Origin of the sequence: Kosakonia sp. ML.JS2a (genome assembly GCF_025642095.1) — a bacterium.
Lineage (GTDB): Bacteria > Pseudomonadota > Gammaproteobacteria > Enterobacterales > Enterobacteriaceae.
The window spans coordinates 2,477,393-2,489,714 of sequence record NZ_CP106754.1 but is presented as its reverse complement, the minus strand read 5'-3'; the positions used below and the strand labels follow the sequence as shown (position 1 = coordinate 2,489,714).

Genomic DNA, 12,322 nt, shown 5'->3' with positions numbered 1-12,322 from the left:
CACGTCTGGCCAGGCCTTTGAAGCAGCGGTCTGCTTTAATCATAGTCTGGCTGTTGCATTTTCAGTAGCGCAGGCAGATAGTGCTTACGTTTCATTTATTTATGGATGTTGATTATGTTTACCAAAGCGTCACTGATCCGCGGCTGGTTTGCCGGAGCCACGGTTTTTACTTGTTTCAGTCTGGGCAGCTATGTCGGTGAACAATACTTCCACGGTTCGAAAATCCCCTGGCTTATCAGCGTGTTTATCGCATTTTTCATCTGCTGGGGCGCACGCAGTTCACTCAGACATCTCCGTTAAGGATGACCCCGGTTCAGCCGTTATACTGAATCCAGGCACATTAACCATACCCATGATTATCAATAAAATTTGAATGTTTACATAATAATTTTAAAGCGTGATAATATGGGTAGAAAACCACTGGAGAAAGTCTTATGAAACTCGCGGTATATAGCACAAAGCAATACGATAAAAAGTATTTGCAGCATGTTAACAAAGATTATGGCTACGAGCTTGAATTTTTCGACTTTCTGTTAACTGAAAGAACGGCGAAAACGGCCAACGGCAGCGATGGCGTCTGTATTTTCGTTAACGATGACGGTAGCCGCCCGGTGCTGGAGGAGTTGAAAAAACACGGCGTGAAGTTTATCGCTCTGCGTTGCGCCGGTTTTAATAATGTCGATTTAGAGGCAGCCAAAGAGTTGGGCCTCCGGGTGGTGCGTGTTCCCGCCTACTCGCCGGAAGCAGTTGCAGAACATGCGATTGGCATGATGATGGCGCTAAACCGCCGTATCCACCGCGCCTATCAGCGCACACGCGATGCCAACTTCTCTCTTGAAGGGCTGACCGGTTTTACCATGTATGGCAAAACCGCTGGCGTGATCGGCACTGGCAAGATCGGCGTTGCCGCATTACGTATTCTGAAAGGGTTTGGTATGCGCCTGCTGGCGTTTGATCCGTACCCGAGCGAAGCCGCGCTGGAGCTTGGCGTCGAATATGTCGACCTGGAAACCCTGTTCTCCCAGGCTGACGTGATCTCCCTGCACTGCCCGCTGACGCCGGAAAACTTCCATCTGCTTAACCGCGCCGCTTTTGCCCAGATGAAAGACGGAGTGATGATCATCAACACCAGCCGCGGCGGCTTGATTGACTCGCAGGCAGCGATTGATGCGCTGAAAACGCAGAAAATCGGCGCGCTGGGAATGGACGTGTATGAAAACGAGCGCGATCTGTTCTTTGAAGACAAGTCTAATGATGTGATTCAGGACGACGTCTTCCGCCGCCTGTCAGCGTGTCATAACGTGCTGTTTACCGGCCATCAGGCGTTCCTTACCGCCGAAGCGCTGATCAGCATCTCCGAAACGACGCTGGAAAACCTGCGCCAGTTACGTGACGGCGAAACCTGCCCGAACGCGCTGGTCTGATTGCCGTTTCCCTCACTGCGGGGGGCGGCTTTAAGAAAATCCCCGATGACACACCAACGCGGCCTGATACACTGCCGCGTTTTGATGGAAAAGCCCTTAGAGGACGAGATGAAAAAAATTATGACCTTACTGGCGCTGAGCGCAGTACTTTCTGGCTGCGTCAGTTCACGCAGCGATACCCTGAAGCCGGAACAACTGGCGAACCAGCGTTTTGTACTGGAATCCGTTAACGGCCAACCGGTGCAGTTAACCGGGCAGCTGCCGGAAATCAGTTTTGATAAGGATTTGCGCGTTTCCGGCAAAATGTGCAACGGCTTTACCGGCCAGGGGAAACTCTCCGGTGGCGAGCTGACCGTCAAGCATATGGGTATGACCATGATGTTGTGTGCAGAGCCGCAGCGCAACGAACTGGATCACACCATTAATACGCTTCTCAGCAACGGTGTGCAGGTGGATATCACCAACAATCAACTGACGCTGGCAACCGCCAATCAGTCGTTGGTCTACAAGCGCGCAAACAAAGCTTAGTAGCTACCGCAGCTCCCGGTGGCAAGCGCCTGTTCGCTACAGCGTTTGCCATTGGGTAATGCGCACATGCCAACCATCGTGCCGTCGAGCTGACGCGCCGCAGATAATGCACCGCCAACCATTGCGCAGTTCGCCTGCCCACCGCTCGACATCGCGGCTTTAAGTCCCGGCGCAACATGCGCAGCGGTGGCTTGCTGAACAGGTTCATTACTACTGCACGCCGACAATAATAACGCGGCACATCCTACCCAAAACGCAGCACGCATTTCTCTTCCCCTTACCCAAATGGAATTGGCTCTTATTAACGCGAAACCCATGCATGATAGGCAGCGCAGCGCAATACGTCGAGAGCTGAAATGCGTATTTATGCGACCTGATTACATTTTTTGCGATTTATTCATACCGCAGCGTCGGTAAATAGAACAATTCATTGATTAGCGTTATGTCTGAGGACACAAAAGCGAAAATTGCGCGGCGGGCGGTTTGCTAAAATAGAGGGATAATTACAGGACTCGTCGCTGTTATACGCGTCCCTTTTATTTTAGCAATGTAAGGATCGTCTATGATCACGATTGACGGTAATGGCGCGGTCGCCTCCGTTGCGTTTCGCACCAGTGAAGTTATCGCCATCTACCCGATTACCCCCAGCTCAACCATGGCTGAACAGGCAGATGCCTGGGCGGGTAACGGTCTGAAAAACGTCTGGGGCGACACGCCCCGTGTTGTGGAGATGCAGTCTGAAGCGGGCGCTATTGCCGCAGTGCACGGGGCATTGCAGACCGGTGCGCTCTCCACCTCGTTTACGTCATCGCAGGGTTTACTGCTGATGATCCCTACATTGTACAAACTGGCCGGGCAACTGACGCCGTTTGTACTGCATGTCGCCGCCCGCACTGTCGCTACGCATGCATTGTCTATTTTTGGCGATCATTCGGATGTCATGGCCGTACGCCAGACCGGCTGCGCCATGCTCGCGGCAAGTAGCGTACAAGAAGCGCAGGATTTCGCGCTGATATCGCACATGGCGACGCTCAAAAGCCGCGTCCCTTTTATTCATTTCTTTGATGGTTTCCGTACTTCACACGAAATCAACAAAATCATGCCGCTGGCGGATGACACGATCCGCAGTTTGCTGCCGCAGCAGGAAATCGATGCGCACCGCGCCCGTGCACTGAACCCGGAGCATCCGGTGATCCGCGGGACATCGGCAAACCCGGACACGTACTTCCAGTCCCGGGAAGCCACCAACCCGTGGTACAACGCGGTTTATGAGCATGTGGAACAGGCGATGAACGATTTCGCCGCCGCAACGGGCCGCCAGTACCAGCCATTTGAATATTACGGCCATCCGCAGGCCGATCGCGTGATGGTGCTGATGGGTTCCGCTATTGGCACCTGTGAAGAAGTGGTGGATGAACTGCTGACGCGTGGCGAAAAAGTTGGCGTACTGAAAGTGCGCCTGTATCGCCCGTTCAGCGCCGCGCATTTGCTCTCTGTCCTGCCGGAAAGCGCGCGTACCATTGCCGTGCTCGATCGTACCAAAGAACCCGGAGCCCAGGCGGAGCCGCTGTACCTCGACGTGATGACCGCGTTGGCGGAAGCCTTTAATAATGGCGAGCGTGAAACCCTGCCGCGCGTGATTGGCGGCCGCTATGGTCTGTCATCGAAAGAGTTTGGCCCGGAATGCGTGCTGGCTGTGTTCAACGAACTGCGCGCTGCGAAACCCAAAGCCCGCTTCACCGTCGGTATTTATGATGATGTGACGAACCTGTCGCTGCCGCTGCCGGAGAACACCCTTCCCTCACGCGCCAGGCTGGAAGCCCTGTTTTACGGGCTGGGCAGCGATGGCAGCGTCTCGGCCACCAAAAACAATATTAAGATTATTGGCAACGCTACACCATGGTACGCCCAGGGTTACTTTGTCTACGACTCGAAAAAGGCGGGCGGACTGACGGTCTCGCATTTGCGCGTTAGCGAGCAACCCATCAATTCCGCATACCTGGTGTCGCAGGCGGATTTTGTCGGCTGCCATCAGTTACAGTTTATTGATAAGTACCAGATGGCCGAACGCCTGAAACCCGGCGGCATCTTCCTGCTGAATACGCCTTACAGCGCGGACGAGGTGTGGTCGCGCCTGCCGCAGGAAGTCCAGGCGGTGCTGAACCAGAAAAACGCCCGCTTCTATGTCATTAACGCGGCGAAAATTGCCCGCGAATGCGGTCTGGCGGCGCGTATCAACACCGTGATGCAGATGGCGTTCTTCCATCTCACCCAGGTGTTGCCGGGTGACAGCGCGCTGGCGGAACTACAAGGGGCGATTGCCAAAAGCTACAGCAGTAAAGGCCAGGAACTGGTGGAGCGTAACTGGCAGGCGTTAGCGCTGGCGCGCGAGTCGCTGTTCAACGTTCCGCTGCAGGCCGTCGACCCGACCAGCGCGCATCGTCCGCCGGTGGTTTCTGATGATGCGCCGGACTTTGTGAAAACCGTCACGGCAGCAATGCTGGCTGGTCTTGGCGATGCGTTACCGGTCTCTGCTCTGCCGCCGGACGGCACCTGGCCGGTGGGCACCACCCGCTGGGAAAAACGCAATATCGCCGAAGAGATCCCCATCTGGAAAGAGGATCTCTGCACCCAGTGCAACCACTGCGTCGCCGCCTGCCCACACTCGGCGATTCGTGCCAAAGTGGTTTCGCCGCAGGCAATGGAAAGTGCGCCAGATAGCCTGCATTCGCTGGATGTGAAGTCCCGCGATATGCGTGGGCAGAAATACGTATTGCAGGTGGCGCCGGAAGATTGCACGGGCTGTAACCTGTGCGTTGAAGTGTGCCCGGCGAAAGATCGTCAGAACCCGGAAATCAAGGCCATCAATATGATGTCGCGCCTTGAACATGTTGAAGAAGAGAAAGTGAATTATGATTTCTTCCTCAACTTGCCGGAAATCGATCGCAACACACTGGAGCGCATCGATATTCGTACCTCGCAGTTGATCACGCCGTTGTTTGAATACTCCGGCGCCTGCTCTGGCTGCGGTGAAACACCGTATATCAAGCTGCTGACGCAGCTGTATGGTGACCGGATGATGATCGCCAACGCCACCGGTTGTTCGTCGATTTATGGCGGTAACCTGCCCTCCACGCCTTACACCACCGATGCCAATGGTCGTGGCCCGGCATGGGCGAACTCGCTGTTTGAAGACAACGCCGAGTTCGGGCTGGGTTTCCGTCTCAGTGTCGATCAGCATCGCCAGCGCGTTATGCGTCTGGTCGATCAGTTCGCGGATGCACTTCCGGCTCAACTGAATGAGGCGCTGCATGCGGAGGCCACACCGGAGGTCAGACGCGAGCAAGTTGCGCAATTACGCGCGGCGCTGGCGCATGTCGATGGCGCGCAGCAGTTGCTCACGGATGCAGATGCGCTGGTTGAGAAATCAATTTGGCTTATCGGCGGCGATGGCTGGGCCTATGACATCGGTTTTGGCGGTCTGGATCATGTGATGAGCCTGACCGAAAACGTCAATATTCTGGTGCTGGATACCCAGTGTTACTCCAATACCGGTGGGCAAGCCTCCAAAGCAACGCCGCTGGGTGCGGTAACCAAGTTTGGCGAGCACGGGAAACGTAAAGCGCGGAAAGATCTTGGCGTCAGCATGATGATGTACGGTCATGTCTATGTCGCGCAGATTTCGCTCGGCGCACAGCTAAACCAGACGGTGAAAGCCATTCAGGAAGCCGAAGCGTACCCTGGCCCGTCGCTGATCATCGCCTACAGCCCTTGCGAAGAGCACGGGTATGATTTGGCGCTGAGTCATGATCAGATGCGCCAGCTCACCGCCACCGGCTTCTGGCCGCTGTACCGTTACGATCCGCGCCGTGAAGACGAAGGTAAAATTCCGTTGGCATTAGACTCCCGCCCGCCATCAGACGCACTGGCGGAGACGTTGCTGAATGAACAGCGCTTCCGTCGCCTGAACGCGCAACAGCCGGACGTGGCGGAGCAGCTGTGGAAAAATGCCGCGGCTGATCTGCAAAAACGCTATGACTTCCTGGCGCAACTGGCCGGAAAAGCAGAGAAAAGCCAGGCGGAGTAACCGCCAGAGTGTAAAAAGCCACCGGTTAACGCCGGTGGCTTTTTTAACGCACGGATTTCGCATGACAGCGGCAAAAAGCTGACTAATAATCAGCATTCATGCCACCTGCAAGGAGCGACGTTTATGCATCATCATTCCGTTACATCGTCACGAATCGCTTCTGTAGGTTATGACAGCCTGAACCGCATCCTCGAAATTCGTTTTCACGACAACAGCATTTACCAGTATCGCGATGTGCCGGAACGTATCTTCTCGGTGTTTTTGACGGTGGTGTCCAAAGGTCGCTTTTATGATGGTGTGGTTAAGGGCAAATTTCCGGAAAAGAAACTCGCCTGAAAAGGTAGCTGTCAGACCCGTCAGTTCCTGCCAGGATAAGGGCGTTAACCCCCACTCATTTCAGGAAGTCGCAATGTCAACGTTTCAGCACCCTACACCCTATTACGCTGTGATTTTTACGTCTGTACGCACTGCCGTCGACGACGGTTATGGCGAGATGTCTGACCGAATGATGGCGCTTGCCGTGCAGCAACCGGGATTTCTGGGCGTCGATTCCGCCCGCGAAGAGGTCGGGATCACCGTCTCTTACTGGGATTCACTGGATGCTATTAAAAACTGGAAAATGAATGCCGAACATTTGATGGCCCAGAAAACCGGACGGGAAAAGTGGTACCACTCTTTTACAACCCGAATTTGCCGGGTAGAAAAAGAGTATGCGTTTCAGGCCATGGCGGAATAATCCCTTTCTTATTGCGGTGGATCCACACCGCCTTCTTTCCTGCCGCGCGATAAAAGCCTGCCTCCGGCGCAAATCATTGCTACAATCCTGCCCTAATAGCGTATGTCTGTCAGCGGTGCCGTACCGGCTGGCGCTAAAAACCGGAATTGAGCCTTTTTCATGTCGCAAAATCAAGAAATTAACAAAAAAGAACAATACAACCTGAACAAATTGCAAAAACGCCTGCGTCGTAATGTGGGCGAAGCCATTGCTGACTTCAATATGATTGAAGAAGGCGATCGCATCATGGTCTGTCTTTCCGGCGGTAAAGACAGCTACACCATGCTGGAGATCCTGCGCAACCTGCAACAGAGCGCGCCGGTCAACTTCTCGCTGGTGGCGGTGAACCTCGACCAGAAACAACCCGGTTTTCCGGAACATATTCTGCCGCAATATCTGGAAACGCTGGGTGTTGAGTACAAGATTGTAGAAGAAAACACCTACGGCATCGTTAAAGAGAAGATCCCGGAGGGGAAAACCACCTGCTCGCTTTGCTCCCGTCTGCGCCGCGGTATTCTGTATCGCACCGCGACCGAACTTGGCGCGACCAAAATCGCGCTGGGGCATCACCGTGACGATATCCTGCAAACGCTGTTTTTGAATATGTTCTATGGCGGCAAAATGAAAGGCATGCCGCCCAAACTGATGAGTGATGACGGCAAACACATCGTGATCCGCCCGCTGGCCTACTGCCGTGAAAAAGACATTGAGCGTTTCTCGCAGGCCAAAGGGTTCCCGATCATTCCGTGTAACCTGTGCGGTTCGCAGCCGAACCTGCAGCGTCAGGTGATTGCCGATATGCTGCGCGACTGGGATAAGCGCTATCCGGGCCGGATTGAAACCATGTTCAGCGCGATGCAGAACGTGGTGCCGTCGCACCTGAGCGATATTAATCTGTTCGACTTTAAAGGGATCAACCACGGCTCTGAAGTGGTGAACGGCGGCGATCTGGCGTTCGACCGGGAAGAGATCCCGCTGCAGCCCGCAGGCTGGCAGCCGGAAGATGACGATGCGCAACTGGACGAGCTGCGACTTAACGTTATTGAGGTGAAGTAATCATCCGGCCTCTCTGATTTGTCGGTCAGAGAGGCTTTCCGGTTTATTTCAGTAACCGTACACGACAGGCCTTGCCTTTGATTTTCCCGTTCTGTAACTGTTTCCATGCCTGGCGCGCCACGCTCTGGCGTACCGCGACGTAAACGTGAGCCGGGTGAACGGTAATTTTGCCGATATCCTCGCCGTTTAACCCCATATCCCCGGTCAGCGCACCGAGCACATCCCCCGGACGCATTTTGGCTTTCTTACCGCCGTCAATGCACAGCGTCGCCATCTCCGCTTCCAGCGGGGCGATCCTGACGTTTGACGGAGCCGTAAGCCAGTTCAGCTTCAGTTGCAGCATTTCACTGAGAATATTGGCGCGTTGCGCCTCTTCCGGCGCGCATAAGCTGATGGCAAGACCGCTGTTTCCCGCACGCGCAGTACGCCCGATGCGGTGAACATGGACTTCCGGATCCCACGCCAGTTCATAGTTGACCACCAGCTCAAGCGATTTAATGTCCAGGCCACGCGCCGCCACATCGGTGGCGACCAGCACGCGGGCGCTGCCATTGGCAAAACGTACCAGCGTCTGGTCGCGGTCGCGCTGTTCCAGATCGCCATGCAGTGCCAGAGCATCCTGTCCTGCGGCATTCAGCGCATCACACACCTCCTGGCAATCTTTTTTGGTGTTGCAGAACACCACGCAGGATGCGGGCTGGTGCTCGCTGAGCAGTTTTTGCAACAGGCCAATTTTGCCCTGACGAGAGACTTCAAAGAATTGCTGTTCCACCGCTGGCAATGCATCAACGGTGTCGATTTCGATGGTCTCAGGATCGCGCTGTACACGGCCGCTGATCGCCGCAATCGCTTCCGGCCAGGTGGCGGAAAACAACAGGGTTTGACGTGTGACCGGCGCAAAGCGGATCACCTCATCAATGGCGTCGCTGAACCCCATGTCCAGCATACGGTCGGCTTCGTCCATCACCAGCGTTTGCAGGTTATCCAGCGACACGGTGTTTTTTTGCAAGTGATCCAGCAGACGACCGGGCGTGGCGACGATAATGTGCGGCGCATGCTGCAGCGAATCACGCTGTGCGCCAAAAGGTTGCCCGCCGCACAGTGTCAGCACTTTAATATTCGGCATAAATCGCGCCAGACGGCGCAGTTCGCTGGCGACCTGATCGGCCAGTTCACGCGTCGGGCAAAGGATCAGTGACTGCGTCTGAAAGCGGCTGGCGTCAATATGCTGTAACAGACCCAGGCCGAACGCCGCTGTTTTACCGCTTCCGGTTTTTGCCTGCACGCGCACATCTTTTCCGGCGAGGATGGCAGGCAGCGCGGCGGCCTGTACCGGTGTCATGGTGAGATAGCCCAGTTCGTTAAGATTATCGATCTGGGCTGCGGGCAGAGTATTCAACGTTGAAAAAGCGGTCACAGTATATTCTCGTGGTAAAAGGCTTACGTTCAGCAGGCGCGTATCCTCTCAGATCTGCCCGCTTAACGCGACAACTTAATCGGTTCTTCATCCGGCGGCGGGTCTGGCAACGGCTGCGGACGCGGGATCGGATCGGGAACCGGCACCGGGTCGACCGGAATCGGATCGGTGGGCAAGGAGTCCGCGGGATTCACTAAGGTAAGATGCGACATATTGGCCTCCATATAAAAGGACAGGTAACACCTTAAAGGTAGAAGCTCATGGCGCGGAGGCAAAAAAAAAGCCGACTCATTAAGTCGGCGTCGTACGAATCAATTGTGCTATGCAGTAATTCAAAAAAGGAAGTAAGACAATATGGAGCGCAACGCCCATCGCTTGACGTTGCATTCACCTGCGAGAGAAATATTGCCCTGAATAGGTATGTCATATATTGACCTGGCGCAAGTTACATGGTGTTTTTATGTTCGATTTTTGTTAAAAAGGTTAAATTTTACAGCCAGTTACTACGCCGCAACCACCAGGTAACACCCCCGATCAACACGACCAACATCAGGCAGAATAGTGAGAAGCCAAGATGCCACCCACCGCCGGGAATTCCCCCCAGGTTTACGCCAAAAAGCCCGGTCAAAAACGTACTGGGCAAAAACACCATCGCCATCAACGACATGGTATAGGTTCTGCGCGCCAGCGACTCCTGCATCACCTGAGTGATCTCATCGGTCATGACGCCCGTACGTGCAATGCAGGCATCAATTTCATCCAGCCCACGGCCTAACCGCTCCGCGATATCCTTCATCCGTTGGCGCTGATCGTCATTCATCCACGGCAACCGTTCACTGGCGAGACGGGCAAAAACATCACGTTGCGGCGCCATATAGCGGCGCATCACAATCAACTGCTTGCGTAGCAGCGCCAGAATACCGCGCGGCGGAATTTGCTGGCCGAGCAGGTTGTCTTCAAGATCGATAATACGATCATGCAGCGACTCAATAAATTCACTGGCGTGATCGGTCAGCGCATCGCAAACGTCCACCAGCCAGCCGCCACAGTCAGCAGGCCCGGTGCCTTCCTCAAGCTCACTAACGACATCATCCAGCGCCAGCACCTTACGCTGACGCGTCGAAACAATCATCCGCTCGTCCATATACAGGCGCACGGCCACCAACTGGTCTGGTCGCTCATCGGTGCTGCCATTGATACACCGCAGCGTGATCAGCGTCCCCTCTCCCATGCGGCTCACTCGGGGCCGCATGCTTTCGCCCGACAACGCATTGCGCACGCTGTTCGGCAGTACTGGCGTCGATGCCAGCCACTGGGCGCTCTCCGGGTTTGTGTAATTCAGATGCACCCAGCACGGCGTACGCTGGGTAATGACATCATTATCTTCCAGCGGTTTTACCCCGCCTTTTCCGTCCAGCAGCCATGCAAAGACGGCATCCGGCACGTTTACATCGGTTCCTGTTATGGCTTCCACAGCGCCTCCACAATCAACATGGTGTTGTTTGTCAGTCTAGCCGTATGGAAGCGTTAAGCAATCATCACGCTGAATTTGTTAACAAATTTTTGCACAAAACAAAAGGCCCGGTGAACCGGGCCAGGTCTGACAGACCGCTGTTTCAGAACGAGTGCCAGAAATTTTCCTGATTACCCACCGCGGGCACAGCAGCCGGTGCCGGAGCAAGCCGCTTATCCACCGGCGGCGTCACCACAGTGCGCCCTCCTGCCTCAAGGCGGAACTTACCGGTACGGTGCTGTAACTCCTCAACCTGATGCTTCAGGACATCGGAAGAGCCTGCCAGCTCATCCACCATTGATACGTTACTCTGCGTGACCTGTTCCAGTTCAGCCAGCGCCAGCGTAATTTGTGAAATGCCTTTCTCTTGTTGCAGAGTGGTAACGGCAATCTCATCCATTAATTTACTGACCACGCTGGCTCCGGAAACAATATCATGCATGTTCTGCTCGGCTTCACCCACAACTGCAGCCCCTTGCGTCACATTATTGGTCGTTACGGCGATCAGCGTCTTGATGTTTTTCGCGGCTTCGGCGCTGCGATGTGCCAGATTGCGAACTTCCTCCGCCACCACCGAGAAACCTTTACCATGATCGCCAGCCCGCGCGGCCTCGACCGCTGCGTTCAACGCCAGGATATTGGTCTGGAAGGCAATGCCGTCAATAAGGGAGATGATTTCCGTCATCTGGTCGGCGCAGTCGGTAATGGATTGCATATTCTGCGCCACCTGGCCCATTAACGTCCCGCCTTTCAGGGCGCTTGCACTGGCCTCTTTTGCCCGGCTACTGGCCAGCCGGGTATTGTCGGCGTTATTTTTGGTGCTTGACGCCATCTCTTCCATGCTGGAAGCCGTTTGCACCAGAGAGGCAGATTGTTGTTCGGTCTTCACGGAAAGCTCTTCGCTACGATCGGCCAACTGTGCTGACAGCTCCAATGCGGAATCCGAGGATGATCGAATTTCTTTAACCAGTGCCGCAATGCTGCGGGCCAGACTGTTAATACCAGGAATCAATCGCCCGGCGCAATTATTACCGAATTCCGGAATAACAATGGAGAGATTTCCGGAGGTTACCTCTTCAATGCTTTTCTTAACGGTGTTAATTGGCGTGACTAAATAATATGTCATATATAGCCACAATAACCCCAAGGAAGTGAGTGAAACGACGCTGGTAGCAACAAACAACACGCTATTTTTTGCGATGACGATCACTAACATCTCAATAATTATGAAAGTGACAATCATGAATAAAATAATAAATGTTCTTACACTAATATTCTTTAACATAATGACACCAACGAAAACACCAGGAGGGGTTATGATCCTTATAGCATCCATATTCCACTTTTACACGGCGAAATTGACGCAGCAAGATGTTCACCCTTTAATTGCCGTGATTTAAGCTAATCCAGCACAATAAACCTGAAGCAGCACCAGAAACCAGTGGTACGCATTGGATTGCGCTGAAAACACCTGCGCTGAAACTAAAATATATCATATAGAATTAGCCACCCTGGCGCTCAT

Annotated in this window: 12 protein-coding genes; 7 read left to right on the top strand and 5 right to left on the bottom strand. The window is 54.2% G+C overall.

What is annotated here, in order from left to right:
- The first annotated feature begins 114 nt into the window (after nucleotides 1–114).
- From N7922_RS11955 to hslJ, 3 genes are all read left to right on the top strand, one after another.
- Nucleotides 115–300, top strand: coding sequence for a hypothetical protein (locus N7922_RS11955; RefSeq protein WP_263100721.1), 186 nt, complete (start codon nucleotides 115–117; stop codon nucleotides 298–300).
- Between the two features lie 134 nt (nucleotides 301–434).
- Complete coding sequence (locus N7922_RS11950) at nucleotides 435–1,424, top strand: 2-hydroxyacid dehydrogenase (RefSeq protein WP_061496118.1); 990 nt, start codon at nucleotides 435–437, stop codon at nucleotides 1,422–1,424.
- 108 nt (nucleotides 1,425–1,532) lie between these two features.
- Complete coding sequence (gene hslJ, locus N7922_RS11945) at nucleotides 1,533–1,952, top strand: heat shock protein HslJ (protein ID WP_263100720.1); 420 nt, start codon at nucleotides 1,533–1,535, stop codon at nucleotides 1,950–1,952.
- Here hslJ and N7922_RS11940 read toward each other — a convergent pair.
- Entirely contained in the window at nucleotides 1,949–2,218 is a 270-nt protein-coding gene (locus tag N7922_RS11940) for a DUF333 domain-containing protein (RefSeq protein WP_061496120.1), read from the bottom strand. The two genes, hslJ and N7922_RS11940, sit on opposite strands and share 4 nt — an antisense overlap.
- Nucleotides 2,219–2,514: 296 nt before the next feature.
- Between N7922_RS11940 and nifJ the strand changes: the two genes are divergently transcribed.
- From nifJ to ttcA, 4 genes are all read left to right on the top strand, one after another.
- Nucleotides 2,515–6,039 carry a pyruvate:ferredoxin (flavodoxin) oxidoreductase gene (gene nifJ / locus N7922_RS11935; RefSeq protein WP_263100719.1) on the top strand — a complete coding sequence of 1,175 codons (3,525 nt, stop codon included), beginning with the start codon at nucleotides 2,515–2,517 and terminating at the stop codon, nucleotides 6,037–6,039.
- A 123-nt stretch (nucleotides 6,040–6,162) separates the two neighbouring features.
- Entirely contained in the window at nucleotides 6,163–6,375 is a 213-nt protein-coding gene (locus tag N7922_RS11930; RefSeq protein WP_061496124.1) for a KTSC domain-containing protein, read from the top strand.
- Nucleotides 6,376–6,448: 73 nt separating this feature from the next.
- Nucleotides 6,449–6,775: an antibiotic biosynthesis monooxygenase family protein gene (locus tag N7922_RS11925; RefSeq protein WP_263100718.1), complete on the top strand. Its 327-nt coding sequence runs from the start codon at nucleotides 6,449–6,451 to the stop codon at nucleotides 6,773–6,775.
- A gap of 159 nt (nucleotides 6,776–6,934) precedes the next feature.
- The gene (gene ttcA, locus N7922_RS11920) at nucleotides 6,935–7,870 is read left to right on the top strand and encodes a tRNA 2-thiocytidine(32) synthetase TtcA (protein WP_263100717.1); all 936 of its coding nucleotides are present in this window, start codon (nucleotides 6,935–6,937) and stop codon (nucleotides 7,868–7,870) included.
- A 43-nt stretch (nucleotides 7,871–7,913) separates the two neighbouring features.
- Here ttcA and dbpA read toward each other — a convergent pair whose 3' ends face one another.
- From dbpA to N7922_RS11900, 4 genes are all read right to left on the bottom strand, one after another.
- Entirely contained in the window at nucleotides 7,914–9,287 is a 1,374-nt protein-coding gene (gene dbpA, locus N7922_RS11915; protein WP_263100716.1) for an ATP-dependent RNA helicase DbpA, read from the bottom strand.
- 62 nt (nucleotides 9,288–9,349) lie between these two features.
- Nucleotides 9,350–9,499, bottom strand: a complete 150-nt coding sequence (locus N7922_RS11910) for a hypothetical protein (RefSeq protein WP_263100715.1) — start codon at nucleotides 9,497–9,499, stop codon at nucleotides 9,350–9,352.
- Nucleotides 9,500–9,777: 278 nt separating this feature from the next.
- Complete coding sequence (gene zntB, locus N7922_RS11905) at nucleotides 9,778–10,761, bottom strand: zinc transporter ZntB (RefSeq protein WP_263100714.1); 984 nt, start codon at nucleotides 10,759–10,761, stop codon at nucleotides 9,778–9,780.
- Nucleotides 10,762–10,903: 142 nt separating this feature from the next.
- The gene (locus N7922_RS11900; protein ID WP_263100713.1) at nucleotides 10,904–12,085 is read right to left on the bottom strand and encodes a methyl-accepting chemotaxis protein; all 1,182 of its coding nucleotides are present in this window, start codon (nucleotides 12,083–12,085) and stop codon (nucleotides 10,904–10,906) included.
- Between the last annotated feature and the right edge of the window lie 237 nt (nucleotides 12,086–12,322).